Below are 16035 nucleotides of genomic sequence, written 5' to 3'. Positions count from 1 at the left end.
AGTAATAATAGGTTGGGTGATTATTGTACAAATAGCCTTGAGCTATTTGTACCTGAGTAAAGCGATTAAGCGGGGTGATGATAAAATTGTTGGTTTAGCCAAAGGTCAATGGCATTACGGCTAGCCTCAAAATGGGGTTCTGGGAGTTCATTCGGGGATACCCACATCAAGCTTTCGCACTTATCTTTTTCCATGATTTGCGGCTCGATATCGCCATTATATTCAACATGCATGCAGATAGAGACAGTATGTTTACCTTCTTGGTGATAGGTATTTATATTGTTACTAATACCAAAAACCGTTGGGGCGGTAATATCAATACCAATTTCTTCTTTTATTTCACGAATAGCACAGGTTTCGAATGATTCCCCAGCATCGACATGCCCCCCAAATATTGACCAATAAGGTGCGTGCTTGCTGCTGCGTTTGCCCATTAAAATTTGGCCTTGTGAATTCGTGATAATTACGCCAACACCAACGACAACGCCATCAACAGTAGACATCAACTTCTCCTTTCTTTTTTTATTCTATTCGGTGCGATTCTGCCAGTTTATAGCAGAAAAACAATCAGGAAAAACTACAAATATCACTGAAGCCATTGTGTTTTAATGGTATAACTATGGCTGCATACACATGACGATAATGATAAGGGAGATTCGAGGTTATGACTCGCCGGGTTGCTACAATTACATTAAATCCTGCCTATGATCTTGTTGGGCTATGTCCATCAATCGAAGTCGGTGAAGTCAACTTAGTGAAGACGGCTAGCCTCAATGCAGGAGGCAAAGGCGTTAATGTCGCGAAAGTTCTACGAGATCTTGGTATTGATATCACAGTTAGCGGCTTCATGGGGAAAGATAACCAAGAAGAATTCCAACACTTCTTTAGTGATAATGGTATGGCAAACCGCTTTTATATGGTGTCAGGACGCACAAGGATCAACGTAAAGCTGACAGAAGATAATGGTGAATCGACAGATTTCAACTTTTCTGGCTTTGAAGTCAGTAAAGAAGATTGGAACCGTTTCTCAACGGAGTCACTCAATTGGTTAGGCCATTTTGATATGGTGGTGGTGAGTGGTAGCCTACCAAATGGGATTGATCCCGAAGAATTCACTCGTTGGATGAGCCGCTTGCGTCAATTATGTCCATGTATCATTTTCGACAGTAGCCGTGAAGCATTAAAAGCAGGGTTAAAAGCCTCGCCTTGGTTAGTAAAACCCAATCGCCATGAATTAGAAATGTGGGTGGGTCGCAAGTTACCTGAATTGAAAGATGTCATTGCGGCAGCACATGAATTACGCGATAAAGGCATTTCTCATGTGGTTATCTCGCTTGGTGAAGAAGGGGCATTATGGGTGAATGCTTCAGGCTCTTGGTTAGCTAAACCGCCTCGTTGTGAAGTGATCAGCACGGTGGGGGCTGGTGATTCAATGGTTGCAGGCCTCGCTTATGGCTTACTGAATGGTGAATCTAGCGCACACACATTGCGTATGGCCACGGCTATTTCAGCGTTATCCGTATCACAGCCTGATGTTGGCTTAAAAAATCGTAATAAGCTTGCCGATATGATGGCAAAAATTGAGATGGAATCACTGTAAAACGATAAAGGCGGCGGAGGTTAACTCGCCGCCTTTATGCTTTATAGATAGTGACTGGTTATTTTTGCTGTGATTTTAGCCAAGCAATTTCTTGAGGCCAAATATCTGGATTAATGGTTTCAAGGATCAGAGGGATACCATCGAAACGAGGGTCTTTCATTATGTAACTAAAAGGTGTGTAGCCTATATTACCTTCCCCTAAGCTATGGTGACGGTCGACTCGGCTGGCAAACTCACTTTTGGCATCATTTAAGTGCATACCTTTGAGGTACTCAAAACCAACAATGTCAGAAAACTGTTTGAAAGTCTCTTCACAAGCCTCCTCTGTTCGCAAATCATAGCCTGCTGCAAAGGCGTGGCAAGTATCAATACAAACACCTACTCGGCTTTTATCATCTACATCTTCAATGATTTTTGCTAAATGTTCAAAACGATAGCCTAAGTTTGAACCTTGCCCCGCCGTATTTTCGATGACGGCAATGACGCCTTGAGTTTCATTTAGGGCGATATTGATAGATTCGGCAATACGAGCTAAGCAATCATCTATATCGATTTTTTTCAGGTGGCTGCCAGGGTGAAAATTGAGTAGGTCAATACCAAGCTGCTCACAGCGTTGCATTTCGTCAATAAATGCGATGCGTGATTTTTCTAACGCTTCTTGCTCTGGATGACCTAAATTAATTAAGTAACTGTCATGCGGTAAAATTTGGTGCTTACCATAACCGTACTTTGCACAGTTAGCCTTAAATTTTTCAATCACCTCCTCGCTAAGAGGTGGGGCTTTCCACTGGCGCTGATTTTTGGTAAACAGCGCGAATGCCGTAGCGTTAATTTCATGAGCGCGAATAACAGCTTGATCAACGCCTCCAGAAGCGCTGACGTGTGCTCCAACATATTTCATTCTTGACTCCTTCTTTTATGAAGAAGTATGCCATTAATAGGCGAATAAATGAAATCAACAAAAAGGTCGCATTAAATGCGACCAAATTAAAAAATGAACAAAGAGTTTATAGGATAGTTTGGATAATGGCATTGATGGCGAAACCACCAATGATTAGCCATACAAATAAGATAAGCGCCATCAATAATGGTTTGATCCCCGCCTGACGTATTGCACTAACATGAGTTGTTAAACCGAGGGCAACCATGGCCATCGCCAACAATACGGTATCTAACGTGATAATGTGTTTTACTATTTCTGTCGGTATCAAATTGAACGAGTTGAATGCAGCGACCAGAATAAAGATAACGGCAAACCAAGGGATCGTGATTTTGCTTTTTTGGGCTGTTTGTCCTTTAGCGACCGCAGAGCGGCGGCTCAAATAAGCAGATAAAATAATTAAGAAGGGTGCAAGCATCATCACTCGGATCATTTTGGTGATCACGGAAGCATTCTCTGCGTCAGGGCCGATAGTGTGACCGATAGCGACGACTTGAGCGACTTCATGCACTGTTGAGCCAATATAAATACCAAAGGTGTCTTGGGTCTGTGTGAACCAACCAAAATGCGCATTAAGTTGATAAAGCCATGGATACACAAAAATGGCGATAGTACCAAAAATCACCACCGTTGAAACGGCGACGGCAACTTTACTGGCAGAGGCTTTGACAACAGGCTCTGTCGCCATAACCGCTGCGGCTCCGCAAATACTGCTACCTGCACCGATTAAAAAAGTGGTTTCATCATCGAGTCCAAACACCTTTTTACCTAACCAAAAGGCCAACAAGAAAGTGGATGCGAGGGTAAGTGCATCAATGAGCAACCCTGTGGCACCAACATCAGTAATTTGTTGGAATGTTAGGCGAAAGCCATAAAGTATGATCCCCGCACGTAAAAAATAGTGTTTGGCAAATTTGATCCCTTCATCACAACGATGACTAATAGCAGGGTAGATTGTATTCCCGACGATGATGCCTAATAAAATTGCCAATGTCAGGGCGCCTAAACCGACATCAATAAACCATTGCTGCTCTCCAAGATATATCGAAATTGCGGTTAAAACTCCCGCTAAAATAATACCTGAAATTAGTTTTAGAGCTGGGTGCTGTGCGCTCTGTACTAACGTTTTTGTATTGCTTTTATCCATAACCTTACCTTTAGTTACGACTAATACCCTTCATAAAGCGGTTTATTCAGGGTATAGATAATTTTGGAATAAGCATATAACAAAAACTATAATAATTTAAATTGATTGTTTATATATAATCTATCTGAATTTCTGGTTATAAGTTTCTTCTGGTAAGTTGGTAATAAATCGTTAATATTAACAATATTATTACAAACTCTAGTGAACAATGTTGGGGCTACCTGTATGCGAATAACACTTAGGCAACTCGAGGTATTTACGGAAGTACTAAAAAGTGGCTCCACGACGCAAGCATCCCAATTACTCGCTTTATCGCAATCTGCTGTAAGTGCGTCGTTGACCGACCTTGAAGGGCAACTTGGAGTACAACTGTTTGATCGAGTAGGCAAACGGCTTGTGACTAATGAGCATGGTCGGCTGCTCTATCCCAAGGCATTGGCGTTGCTTGAACAAGCGTTGGAAGTAGAACAATTATTCAAAAAAGAGATGGGGGCGGTGCGTCTCGCTGCCAGTACCACAATTGGTAATTACATGCTGCCATCACTGCTGGCGGAGTATCGTCGTGACCACCCGACGATCCCATTAGAGTTAAATATCAGTAATACAGAGGAAGTTATTAAAGCGGTGATGGAATTTCGCGCTGATGTGGGTCTTATTGAAGGCGTGTGCCATAGCCCCGAGTTAATTACCGAACCATGGCTAAAAGATGAATTGGTGATATTTGCGGCTCCTAGTAATCCATTGGCGGGAAGAGCACTCACCTTAAAAGAGTTACGTGATGCGCCTTGGGTGCTGCGTGAAAGAGGCTCAGGTACACGAGATGTGCTCGATCAGCTGTTATTTGCTCATTTACCGGGTTTTCATATTTTTATGGAGCTTGGTAATTCGGAGGCTATTAAGCATGCAGTTCGCTTTGGTATGGGGATCAGTTGCTTATCAAGACGCGTTATTGAGGAGCAATTGACGAACGGGTCGTTAGTAGAGCTAGAGGTTGAAGGGCTACAGTTACAGCGAACACTGTATTTGATTTATCACCGCCAAAAACATTTATCTAATGCAATTAAAAACTTATTAGATTATTGCAAGTAATGTGTCGGTGATTTAACAAAGTTTATGGATCGTATAAACCCAAATGGTCAACAAGGTTGTTATTTGAACTATGATGCATAGGATATAAGTGTTTTACTAATAATTCCGTTGGGATTATGAAGGTATCTTATAACTGCCAAGAGTTACTTAGTTCTGACAGGATGTTTTGCTAGAATTCCTTCAATATTGATTAAATAAAGAAAAACAGGGAACAGATGTCAGAACAACAAACCACTACGGTACAAGGTAGCGGACAAAGCAAATTACGTCGTGAGTTGAAAGCTCGCCATCTTGCAATGATTGCCATTGGCGGCTCCATTGGCACCGGCCTCTTTGTTGCATCCGGTGCAACCGTTGCACAAGCAGGTCCCGGCGGGGCGCTTCTTTCTTATGCAATTATCGGCTTAATGGTCTATTTTTTGATGACCAGCTTAGGTGAACTTGCGGCTTATATGCCAGTGTCAGGTTCTTTCGCGACCTATGGCGCTAAATATGTTGATGAAGGTTTTGGTTTCGCATTAGGCTGGAACTATTGGTATAACTGGGCTGTAACTATTGCTGTCGACTTGGTTGCCGCGCAACTGGTCATGACTTACTGGTTCCCTGATACGCCAGGTTGGATTTGGAGCGCAATATTTTTAGCCGTCATTTTCTTACTGAACTATATTTCTGTTAAAGGGTTTGGTGAGGCAGAATATTGGTTCTCACTCATTAAAGTGACAACCGTTGTTATTTTCATCGTTGTCGGCGTATTGATGATTTTTGGTATCATGAGTGGTGCTGAAAATGCGGGATGGCATAACTGGACCATCGGGGATGCACCATTTGCTGGTGGTTTCTCTGCCATGATTGGTGTGGCGATGATTGTCGGCTTCTCTTTCCAAGGAACCGAACTGATTGGTATCGCCGCGGGGGAATCTCAAGACCCTGCGAAGAATATCCCTAAAGCAGTACGTAAAGTATTTTGGCGTATCCTTTTGTTCTATATCTTTGCAATCTTGATCATTAGTTTGATTATTCCATATACAGATCCTAATCTACTGCGCAATGATGTTAAAGATATTAGTGTTAGCCCATTTACCTTAGTATTTGAAAATGCTGGGTTGCTATCGGCAGCAGCAGTAATGAATGCGGTTATTTTAACGGCGGTACTATCGGCAGGTAACTCAGGGATGTACGCCTCAACACGTATGCTGTATACCTTAGCCCGTGAAGGTAAAGCACCACGCATTTTTGCTCGCCTCTCAAAAGGTGGGGTACCGCGTTATGCGCTATTTGCCACTACGGTAATTGCTGCTCTGTGCTTCCTAAGTTCAATGTTTGGTAACCAAACTGTCTACTTATGGCTACTGAATACTTCAGGTATGACAGGGTTTATTGCTTGGTTGGGGATTGCAATTAGCCATTATCGTTTCCGTAAAGGTTATATTGCGCAAGGTAAGGATATTAATGACTTACCTTATCGTTCGGGCTTCTTCCCAATTGGTCCTATCTTTGCTTTTGTTCTCTGTTTAGTGATTACATTAGGGCAAAACTATCAAGCGTTTTTAGAAGATAAAATTGATTGGGTAGGGGTTACAGCCACTTATATTGGTATTCCATTATTTTTAGCAATTTGGTTTGGCTATAAAATAGCCAAAAAAACGTCAATTATTCGTTATAAAGACATGGAATTCCCAAGCTACCGTGAAAATCTGAATAAATAATTGCTTAAATTATTTACACATATTCAATAACAGTAAGTTATAAATAAAAATGCCAATCAACAATGAACTGGGGTCAGTTCGAACGTTGATTGGCATTTTTTATAATGGGAAAAACCGAATAATCGGGTCGTTTCCTCATGATATGCTTTGCATGCTGAGTCTGGCGTTATCTTCTTTTTTAAAGACGAAATAGCCAATTTATCAATTGATTAACAAAAATTTTCGTCCACGATCACAATTCAATACATAGATGGAATTAAATCAGCAATCGTATTGATAAGTATTCTTATTTGCTTTATTGTTATGGGCACCAAAATAAAGGGGATAAGAGGTTTGATGTGAAGTTGATGGCAAAGTCGTTAGCAAAAGGGATAGGTTTAGCATTATTTGCAGGCTCTGTGATGAGTATCAGTATTAGCTCATTGGCTGCAACAGTTACTGATGTTGCTGGTAGAACGGTTGAAGTACCTGATAATGTTAATCGTATCTTACTTGGTGAAGGCCGTTTGTTGAGTGCAATTGCTTTACTTGAAGGCGATAAACCGCTTGATAGAATTGTTGGCTGGCAAGGCGACTTACGTAAACTTGATCCACAAACTTACGCGGCTTATAAAGCTAAGTTCCCTCAAATTGATAATATTCCATTAATTGGTAATACCAGCGCTGATAGTGTCAGTGCCGAAAAAGTATTAACACTGAATCCAGACATTGCGATTTTTGGCCTCTCTGGTCATGGCCCCGGTAAAAATAGTGAGTTAGTAGGGCAGTTAGAAAAGGCGGGTGTGCCTGTTGTGTTTGTTGATTTTAGAGACAATCCACTGCAAAACACGCTACCGAGTATCCGTATGCTTGGGAAAGCATTAAATCGCGAACAGACTGCAGAAAAATATGCTGATTTTTACGAAAAAAATCAAAAATTAGTGACTGATATCACCAGTAAAATCCCTGAAGATAAAAAGCCTACCGTGTTTATTGATTTACGTGCTGGTGCATTTGAAGATTGTTGTGGAACCGCAGGCAACGGGAACATGGGGAATTTTATCGACCTAGCGGGTGGGAAAAATATCGCCAAAGATGTGTTACCCGGTGCTTTGGGTAATATGAACCTAGAAAAGGTTATCGCTGTTGACCCACAAATTTATATCGCAACAGGTGCTAAAGCTCCCGGCAGTAAAGATGTCGGAGTGCAATTAGGGGCACAAGGCACTGTTGAAGATGCAAAAAGTAGCTTGAAAAAAATTACTGAACGCAAAGGAATTAGCTCTTTGTCAGCGGTGAAAGATGGCAAAGACTATGCAATTTGGCATAACTATTACAATTCTCCCTACAACGTATTAGCGACTCAAGTATTTGCTAAATGGTTCTATCCGGAGCAGTTTGCTGATCTGGATCCGCAAAAAACCTTGAATGAATTACATAGCCAATTTCTTGCAGTTGAGCCAACCGGCATCTATTGGGTAAGTGAGAAGTAAATTTTGTAGGTAATAATAATGAGTCTTACTACCGAGTCTATATCAACTGTTAAGCCGTCAGTGAGAGAAAATGATAATGGTGTGAAGCAGCATTATCAAAAAATGTTACGTCGTAGGGTAGCATGGATTGCCGTGATCATCGCTGCAATCTTATTATCATTGGTTATTGATTTCACATTAGGCCCATCCGGCTTATCGCTGGAAAAATTATGGCAAACCATCGTATCCCCTGAATCTGTAGAAGCGGGAACTCGTGTGATTGTTTGGGATATCCGTTTGCCTTATGCCCTTATGGCCGTTGTGATTGGCATGTCACTTGGCCTTGCTGGGGCCGAGATGCAAACTATCTTGAATAACCCGTTGGCAAGTCCATTTACCCTCGGTGTTTCCAATGCCGCTGCTTTCGGTGCGGCATTAGCGATTGTTTCCGGTATTGCTATTCCTGGTGTGCCTGATCAGTGGGTAATTTCAGCGAATGCCTTTATTTTTGCACTATTGGCTGCACTGATGTTAGATGCGGTGACCCGTTGGACGCGCGTTGCAACATCGGGTGTCGTATTGTTTGGTATCGCATTGGTATTTACCTTTAATGCTTTAGTTTCAATGATGCAATTTATTGCCACAGAGGACACTCTGCAAGGTTTAGTATTCTGGACAATGGGGAGCCTTTCAAAAGCAACATGGGTAAAACTCGGGGTGATGACACTCGTCTTTGCTCTAATTTTCCCATTGGCGATGATGAGTTCATGGAAACTGACCGCACTGAGGTTGGGCGAAGACCGAGCGATTAGTTTTGGTATTGATGTCCGTCGGTTACGTTTAACCACATTGTTGCGTATCAGTATCTTATCAGCGTTGGCAGTCGCATTTGTGGGGCCTATCGCCTTTATCGGTCTGGTTGCTCCTCATATCGCGCGCTTGATGTTTGGTGAAGATCACCGCTTTTATTTGCCAGCAAGCGCATTAATTGGTGCCTTAGTCTTATCCATGGCATCTATTGCATCTAAAAATATTATACCGGGTGTCATTATTCCTGTTGGTATTGTGACCTCACTCGTTGGTGTACCGTTCTTCTTAAGTATTATTTTACGTCATAGAGGTAGTGTGTCATGACAGATGGCCTGATTATTAATCGCTTTAATGCAGGTTATCCTAAAAACCCTGTGATTGAAGGGCTGACAACAGAAGCTTTACCAAGAGGTCAGATCACTGTGTTATTAGGGCCAAATGGAAGCGGCAAATCGACTCTGCTGCGCTCTTTGGCTGGTTTAAATAAAGCTACAGGGCAATTGCTGTTAGATGGAATGGATTTAACACAGCAAAACTTTGCTCAGCGTGCGCAAAATGTTGTCTATTTACCTCAAAGCTTACCAGCAGGTGTTCATCTTTATGTCTTGGAATCAGTGATCGTTGCTCAAAGAGCATCGGGTGGTCTGAGTCATGAAAATAGTAAAGATGAAGTGATGCATTTATTGCGTCAATTAGGTATTGAACATTTAGCATTAAGTTATTTAGACCAATTATCAGGTGGTCAAAAGCAATTGGTTGGTTTGGCACAATCATTAATTCGTCAACCAAACTTATTGTTATTAGATGAGCCATTAAGTGCATTAGATTTAAATTACCAATATCACGTTATGGATTTAGTGGCGAAAGAAACAAAGCGTCGCAATATTATTACGGTGGTTGTGGTTCATGATATCAATATTGCGTTAAGACATGCTGAACATGTTTTAATGCTAAAAAAAGGCAAACTGATTGCTCAAGGTGAACCAGAGGCCGTGATTACGCCAGATAGCTTGGCTGATGTGTACGGTGTTAGGGGGCGAATAGAGCGCTGTTCTCAAGGGGTACCACAAGTTTTAATTGATGGCTTAGTGGATAAGTTAGCGAGCTAGTTTTGATATAAATTAATAGTGTCAATGAAATTTAGATTGGCACTATTAATTGAATAAAAGAATAAAGGTTATATTTTTCTAGCGATAATTAGTTATAGAAAATTTCAATATATACAAATAGTATTTACCATAAATTTTCTATGGGTAATTTTTATTATCTAATAACCAAAAAAATAATAATAGTAATGATAGGGTTATAGACCCGAATATTGAGCTTATGTCATATCAAAATTCAAATCAAAATTATCTCTTGGAGAGTTAGGAATGGTAGTTTTCAATAAAAGAAAAATTGCAATAAGCGTTATTGCGGCAATCACAGCAGCCCCTGTATTTGCGGATGATAGTAAAGACACGATTATGGTTACCACCGCATCTGGCTTCCAACAAAAAATTGAAGATGCGCCAGCGTCTATTTCTGTGGTAACGCGTGAGCAACTAGAAAATAAAGCTTACCGTGATGTCACCGATGCATTGAAAGACGTTCCGGGCGTTCTAGTCACCGGCGGCGGTAGTAGTTCAGATATCAGTATTCGTGGTATGGATGCAAAATACACGATGATCTTGATTGATGGTAAGCGTGTTGATACGCGCAGTACGCGCCCAAATAGTGACGGTTCAGGTATCGAACAGGGATGGCTGCCACCACTACCTGCAATAGAACGTATTGAAGTTGTTCGTGGGCCTATGTCTTCCCTCTATGGTTCTGATGCTATGGGTGGGGTAATTAACATTATTACTCGCCGTGTGCAGCAAGAGTGGACGACAAGTTTACGTGCTGATACGACAATTACTGAGCGTAGAAATTCAGGAAACACTGGACAAGGCAGTTTCTATACTTCTGGTCCACTGATTGATGGCTTGTTAGGCGTGAAGCTTAGCGGTCAATATTCACACCGTGGTGAAGATAAAATCGTTGATGGTTTCGGTCGTCAAATCGTTGCAAGTGGTGGTGGAACACTGTCATTAACACCAGATGAAAAGAACACCTTTGATTTGGATTTCAAAAAAGATAGCCAGCATAGGGACTATCGTGAAGGCTATACGTATAAAGAAGGTGATAGTAGCAGCTTTAGTAAATATGAGATGACGCATACTGCATTAACTCATACAGGGGTTTATGACCTAGCTAACACTGATACTTATATTCAATACGATGAAACTAAGAACCCAACTCGTAAGATGAAATTTGATGATCTCATCATACGTAATCAAAGTGTCTTCTTAATTGGTGACCACAGTTTAAGTTTAGGTGGCCAATATCGTAAGGAAAAATTAGAAGCAGGTGATAATAAGTTTGCACTAAACAAACTTGACCGTTATAGCTGGGCGCTGTTTGCGGAAGATGAATGGTTAATGACCAATGATTTCGCTTTAACCGGCGGTATCCGTATGGATAAAGACGAAAACTATGGTACTCACTGGACACCTCGTCTTTATGGTGTTTGGCATGCTGACGACCAATGGACCATCAAAGGTGGTGTGTCTACAGGTTATAAAGCACCTGACTTACGTCAATCTTCAGCAGACTGGGGGCAATCAACGGGTGGGCGCGCAGGTAACGCAGTGATTTACGGTAACCCGAATTTGAAACCGGAGAAAAGTGTTACAGAAGAAATTGGTGTAATTTGGAATAACCAAGACAATATTACCGCAGGGATCACGATCTATAATACCGATTTCAAAGATAAAATTACAGAAGTTAGACGCTGTGATAATAGCAATGCAAATATCAGAGACTGTACATTAGATGATGGTATTGGTGATAATGGTAAGCCATACCGTTTTGTTAGTGACCGTGAAAACGTTGATAAAGCAAGAATGCGTGGTGTTGAGTTAACGTTTAACTGGGGCATTCTGGATAATTTAGCGTTTTCGGCGAACTATACTTACACCGACACTGAACAAAGAAGTGGTGTCAATAAAGGTAAGCCGCTAAACAAGCAGCCAAAACATATGGGTAATACGACATTGACATGGGATACAACTGAAGAGTTGCAAACATGGGCACGCATGAATTTCCGCGGTAAAACGTCTGATTACCAAGGCCGTGGTGAGACAATGAATAATGGTACGGCGTCATATGCATTGTTTGATTTAGGGGCAAGCTACCAGTTGAACAAGAATGCAAATATTGTCGGTGGTGTCTATAACGTGCTAGATCGCCGCATTGACTCAACAAACTATGGTGCTGAATTAGAAGGTCGTCGATACAATATAGGTATCAACTATAACTTCTAATGAGTTTGATAACTGACTGAATTAAGGCCCTCTTATTGAGTTAAGAGGGCCTTGTTTTTTGGCGTGCGAAAAAGAGTAAAAAATGTCTTTTAATAGCAAAAATTTATAGAAGAAAACAAGTTATTAGCTACCAGCGCAAAATCGGCAAATTTATCAAAAATTCTCATCAAATATTGTCTGTTTTTTTAACAATACCTATTGCTATTTGATAACTTGAAGTGCAAAATGCGCGAACTAAAAAAATGACTGATACCTCAATTTCCGGTATCGGTTTTTTTTTGCTTTTTAAGTTCGTTTAATTTTATGGGGCCGGATAATAGGCCGGATAGATAAATTATATTTTTACGTGTAGCAAACATTTTATGCTACCGATTTGAGGAATGCTTGCATGGCTTACTTTTTCGCATTCGCAGCAGGGCCTGGTGGCCGTGGCTGCCGCATCGATGATTACGGAGCAATTGGCTGCTTCGCAACTTCACCATTTAACCTTTCATCTTTCTTCTCTGCCTATAGGCAGATGCAAAGTCTTCCCAGTAACTGTCGATTAAGTAGGTCAAATAGTACTCAATCGAAAGTTATGGGAGGGCTTTATCATGCCAAATAATTCAGTACCATTATCCATCGGTAGCAACCAAACTGGTGCAAACAACCGCGTAGAGCTGGCAAAAACGCTCACCCTGTTACAAGTGGTGATGATTGGTCTTGCTTATATTCAGCCAATGACGATTTTCGATACTTTTGGTATGGTATCGGATAAAACCGGTGGTCACGTCCCGACTTCTTATATTATTGCACTTGCTGCGATACTATTTACTGCTCTGAGCTACGGCAAATTGGTAAAACGTTTTCCATCTGCTGGCTCGGCGTATACCTACGCTCAAAAATCAATGAGCCCACATATTGGCTTCCTTGTAGGATGGACCTCGCTGCTGTCTTACATCTTTATGCCAATGATCAACATATTATTAGCGAAGATTTATTTACAAGATATCTTCCCAACGGTTGAGCCTGCTATTTTTGTTGTGGGGCTAGTTATTCTGATGACTGCCGCTAACTTACGCGGTATCAACGTCATCGCTAATCTAAGTACCGTGATTGCCATTATTCAAATAGGGGTCATGGTTGTATTTACCTTGATTGTGATTCATGGTGTATCGAACGGCGAAGGAACGGGTGAAGTTTGGACCTTCCGACCATTTGCTGATGAGCACACGGAATTGATCCCTCTGATAGCCGGAGCGACAATACTCTGCTTTTCATTCTTAGGTTTTGATGGGTTAAGCTCTCTGTCAGAAGAGACACCAAATGCAGGTAAAGTGATCCCGCGTGCTATTTTCCTGACAGCACTTATCGGTGGGATTATTTTCATTACCGTGTCATTCTTCTTACAACAATTTTTCCCAGATGTTTCGCGCTTTAAAAACATCAATGAAACACAACCTGACATTATGAGATTTGTTGCTGGGGCATTCTTCCAGTCCATTATTTTGGTTTTCTCATGTGTTACCGTATTAGCTTCAGGTATGGCTGCACATGCAGGTAGTGCTCGCTTGATGTATGTGATGGGGCGTGATGGGGTGTTCCCAGAAAAAATCTTTGGCCACGTAAGTCCAAGATGGCGTACTCCGTCTTATAACGTATTAATGGTCGGTGTGTTAGCACTTGGCGCTATTTGGTTTGAGATGGACTTTGCAACAGCATTAATTAACTTTGGTGCACTGATTGCGTTTACGTTCGTTAACATTTCAGTTATCAGCCAGTTCTTCATTCGTGAACGCCGTATACATGGGATTAAGAATATCCTTAACTATTTGATTTTGCCTGTCATTGGTACGCTGACCGTTTGTGTACTATGGTTAAATATCGAAGAGGATTCAATGGTATATGGCTTAATTTGGACGGCTGTCGGTCTGGTCTATATGGCGATATTGACTCGTATGTTCCGTCGTCCAATGCCTCAAATGAGCGATTATTAATTTAGTCGATTGAATAAAAACAGCACCTCAGAGTGCTGTTTTTTTTGCCTATTATTCAGGCTGTTAGTCTATTATTTGTTTTAACCTTCCAATCAGCTAATTGTGACACTGCACCGATATCTCAATCTAAAACGCTTTATAATGTGATATGGTTGTTAAATGATTATGACATTACAATTAATTGAACAGTTTATTGATAATTACCCTGACAGGAAGGCGCAGAAATGAATGCAGTAAACAGCCCTGAAAATCAACGATTATTACTGACACTCACCAATATTGTTGGTAAAAAAAATATCCTGACTAAACCCCATAAAACCGAACGTTACCGCAAAGGGTTTCGCTCAGGTATCGGTAATGCTATTGCGGTCGTCTTCCCCACCACGTTATTAGAACAATGGTATGTTTTTAAAGCCTGTGTCGAGGCGGATAAAATAGTGATTATGCAAGCCGCGAACACAGGGCTGACAGAAGGTTCGACGCCAAGCGGTTATGGTTATGATCGTGATATCGTTATTATTAGCACATTAAAATTAAATCAAATTCAAGTATTACCTGAATTTAATCAAGTTGTTGCTATGCCAGGCAGTACGCTGTATGACCTCGAGAAATTACTAAAACCATTAGGTCGTGAACCGCATTCCCTCATTGGCTCCTCTTGCATCGGGGCGTCAGTGGTTGGCGGGATCTGTAATAGTTCAGGTGGCTCCCTAGTGCGCCGAGGCCCGGCTTATACGGAGCTAGCCTTATATGGGCGAGTAAATGAAGATGGAAAAGTGGAGTTAGTAAACCACCTAGGGATTAACTTAGGGGATACACCTGAAGAAATTTTAACGAACTTGCAAAATCGACGTTATCGAACAGAAGATGTTGAACACAGTGAAAAGCTGGCGTCAGACCATGAATATGCTCAGCGAGTTCGTGATGTGAATGCGGATACACCATCACGCTTTAACGCAGATGAGCGCCGCTTGTTTGAAGCATCTGGTTGTGCGGGTAAATTAGCCGTATTTGCTGTCCGCCTTGATACTTTCCCTGCCGATACCTCAACACAAGTGTTTTATATTGGCACAAACAATCCGGATGTTCTGGAAGACATTCGCCGTCATATTCTTAGTGAATTTAAAAACTTACCAGTAGCAGGTGAGTATATGCACCGCGGTTGTTTTGATATCGCTGAAGTATACGGAAAAGATACCTTTTTAATGATAGATAAATTTGGCACTGACAAAATGCCACTATTTTTTACTATCAAAGGCCGTATTGATGCCGTATTAAATAAAGTACCGTTGTTACCGTCAAACCTTGTTGACCGCACTATGCAGCTACTCAGTAAATTATGGCCTGCACATTTACCTCCACGCATGAAGCAATTTCGTGATAAGTATGAGCATCATCTGATGTTAAAAATGGCGGGTGAAGGTATTGATGAGGCGAAAGTTTGGCTGAAATCCTTCTTTGCAACGGCGGATGGGGGGTATTTTGAGTGTACACCAGAGGAAGGGGCGAAAGCATTTTTACACCGCTTTGCCGCAGCGGGATCGGCGGTTCGTTATCATGCGGTACACAATAAAGATGTTGAGGATGTATTGCCGCTGGATATCGCTTTACGTCGAAATGATCGTGATTGGTTTGAAAAATTGCCGCCAGAAATTGAAAAATTGTTAGTTCATAAACTGTATTGTGGGCATTTTATGTGTCATGTGATGCACCAAGATTATGTATTGAAAAAAGGCGTCGATCCAAAAGAATTGAAAGAGAAAATGTTAGCGCTGTTAGATGAACGAGGTGCACAATACCCCGCAGAGCATAACGTAGGCCACTTATATAAAGCTCAGCCACAGCTAAAATCTTTCTATAAAAAAGCCGATCCGACTAACACCATGAACCCCGGTTTAGGCAAAACAACGAAACGTAAAAATTGGGAAGGGGATTGTGGTTGCCATCACGATCACTAATCAGTGCAAGC

General features: G+C 41.4%; 13 protein-coding genes. 10 read left to right on the top strand and 3 right to left on the bottom strand.

From position 1 onward, the window contains the following. Positions 1–65: 65 nt before the first annotated feature. Complete coding sequence (locus PR675_RS07255; RefSeq protein WP_004920878.1) at positions 66–503, bottom strand: nucleotide triphosphate diphosphatase NUDT15; 438 nt, start codon at positions 501–503, stop codon at positions 66–68. A 161-nt stretch (positions 504–664) separates the two neighbouring features. Here PR675_RS07255 and fruK point away from each other — a divergent pair, with 161 nt between their 5' ends. Continuing rightward, complete coding sequence (gene fruK, locus PR675_RS07250) at positions 665–1600, top strand: 1-phosphofructokinase (protein WP_004920877.1); 936 nt, start codon at positions 665–667, stop codon at positions 1598–1600. A 58-nt stretch (positions 1601–1658) separates the two neighbouring features. Here the strand turns inward: fruK and nfo are convergent, their stop codons facing one another. Together nfo and PR675_RS07240 are read right to left on the bottom strand one after the other, a co-directional pair. After that, positions 1659–2501, bottom strand: a complete 843-nt coding sequence (nfo, locus tag PR675_RS07245) for a deoxyribonuclease IV (protein ID WP_004920874.1) — start codon at positions 2499–2501, stop codon at positions 1659–1661. Between the two features lie 106 nt (positions 2502–2607). Continuing rightward, entirely contained in the window at positions 2608–3687 is a 1080-nt protein-coding gene (locus tag PR675_RS07240; RefSeq protein WP_036940814.1) for a YeiH family protein, read from the bottom strand. 225 nt (positions 3688–3912) lie between these two features. Here PR675_RS07240 and yieE point away from each other — a divergent pair, with 225 nt between their 5' ends. The 9 genes from yieE (at position 3913) to dld (ending at position 16024) form a co-directional block, all read left to right on the top strand. Further along, positions 3913–4776, top strand: coding sequence for a DNA-binding transcriptional regulator YeiE (yieE, locus tag PR675_RS07235; protein WP_004920871.1), 864 nt, complete (start codon positions 3913–3915; stop codon positions 4774–4776). Between the two features lie 215 nt (positions 4777–4991). Beyond that, positions 4992–6482: an amino acid permease gene (locus PR675_RS07230; protein ID WP_004920869.1), complete on the top strand. Its 1491-nt coding sequence runs from the start codon at positions 4992–4994 to the stop codon at positions 6480–6482. A gap of 347 nt (positions 6483–6829) precedes the next feature. Beyond that, positions 6830–7954 carry an ABC transporter substrate-binding protein gene (locus PR675_RS07225; protein ID WP_154598944.1) on the top strand — a complete coding sequence of 375 codons (1125 nt, stop codon included), beginning with the start codon at positions 6830–6832 and terminating at the stop codon, positions 7952–7954. A gap of 18 nt (positions 7955–7972) precedes the next feature. Next, complete coding sequence (locus PR675_RS07220; RefSeq protein WP_014656188.1) at positions 7973–9067, top strand: FecCD family ABC transporter permease; 1095 nt, start codon at positions 7973–7975, stop codon at positions 9065–9067. After that, positions 9064–9852, top strand: a complete 789-nt coding sequence (locus PR675_RS07215) for an ABC transporter ATP-binding protein (RefSeq protein ID WP_014656187.1) — start codon at positions 9064–9066, stop codon at positions 9850–9852. Before PR675_RS07220 ends, PR675_RS07215 begins: the two co-directional genes overlap by 4 nt. A gap of 264 nt (positions 9853–10116) precedes the next feature. Further along, the gene (locus tag PR675_RS07210; RefSeq protein ID WP_004920862.1) at positions 10117–12090 is read left to right on the top strand and encodes a ligand-gated channel protein; all 1974 of its coding nucleotides are present in this window, start codon (positions 10117–10119) and stop codon (positions 12088–12090) included. Positions 12091–12478: 388 nt separating this feature from the next. After that, positions 12479–12694 (top strand): hypothetical protein, encoded by a 216-nt coding sequence (locus PR675_RS07205; RefSeq protein ID WP_004920859.1) that lies wholly within the window; start codon positions 12479–12481, stop codon positions 12692–12694. Then, on the top strand, positions 12684–14066 hold the full coding sequence (locus PR675_RS07200) for an APC family permease (RefSeq protein WP_004920857.1): 1383 nt from the start codon (positions 12684–12686) through the stop codon (positions 14064–14066). The genes PR675_RS07205 and PR675_RS07200 overlap by 11 nt, the downstream gene beginning before the upstream one ends. Before the next feature lie 224 nt (positions 14067–14290). Further along, positions 14291–16024: a D-lactate dehydrogenase gene (dld, locus tag PR675_RS07195; RefSeq protein ID WP_060561094.1), complete on the top strand. Its 1734-nt coding sequence runs from the start codon at positions 14291–14293 to the stop codon at positions 16022–16024. Positions 16025–16035: the final 11 nt, after the last annotated feature.

Source organism: Providencia sp. PROV261, from assembly GCF_028477945.1.
GTDB lineage: Bacteria > Pseudomonadota > Gammaproteobacteria > Enterobacterales > Enterobacteriaceae > Providencia > Providencia stuartii.
This window is presented reverse-complemented; position numbering and strand designations above follow the sequence as displayed.

Excerpts from the sequence above, each read along its gene's own strand:
- PR675_RS07210 (WP_004920862.1), top strand. The coding sequence starts at position 10,117 with ATGGTAGTTTTCAATAAAAGAAAAATTGCAATAAGCGTTATTGCGGCA.
- PR675_RS07220 (WP_014656188.1), top strand. The coding sequence starts at position 7,973 with ATGAGTCTTACTACCGAGTCTATATCAACTGTTAAGCCGTCAGTGAGA.
- PR675_RS07215 (WP_014656187.1), top strand. The coding sequence starts at position 9,064 with ATGACAGATGGCCTGATTATTAATCGCTTTAATGCAGGTTATCCTAAA.
- fruK (WP_004920877.1), top strand. The coding sequence starts at position 665 with ATGACTCGCCGGGTTGCTACAATTACATTAAATCCTGCCTATGATCTT.
- PR675_RS07230 (WP_004920869.1), top strand. The coding sequence starts at position 4,992 with ATGTCAGAACAACAAACCACTACGGTACAAGGTAGCGGACAAAGCAAA.
- nfo (WP_004920874.1), bottom strand. The coding sequence starts at position 2,501 with ATGAAATATGTTGGAGCACACGTCAGCGCTTCTGGAGGCGTTGATCAA.
- PR675_RS07225 (WP_154598944.1), top strand. The coding sequence starts at position 6,830 with ATGGCAAAGTCGTTAGCAAAAGGGATAGGTTTAGCATTATTTGCAGGC.
- PR675_RS07255 (WP_004920878.1), bottom strand. The coding sequence starts at position 503 with ATGTCTACTGTTGATGGCGTTGTCGTTGGTGTTGGCGTAATTATCACG.
- dld (WP_060561094.1), top strand. The coding sequence starts at position 14,291 with ATGAATGCAGTAAACAGCCCTGAAAATCAACGATTATTACTGACACTC.
- yieE (WP_004920871.1), top strand. The coding sequence starts at position 3,913 with ATGCGAATAACACTTAGGCAACTCGAGGTATTTACGGAAGTACTAAAA.
- PR675_RS07205 (WP_004920859.1), top strand. The coding sequence starts at position 12,479 with ATGGCTTACTTTTTCGCATTCGCAGCAGGGCCTGGTGGCCGTGGCTGC.
- PR675_RS07200 (WP_004920857.1), top strand. The coding sequence starts at position 12,684 with ATGCCAAATAATTCAGTACCATTATCCATCGGTAGCAACCAAACTGGT.
- PR675_RS07240 (WP_036940814.1), bottom strand. The coding sequence starts at position 3,687 with ATGGATAAAAGCAATACAAAAACGTTAGTACAGAGCGCACAGCACCCA.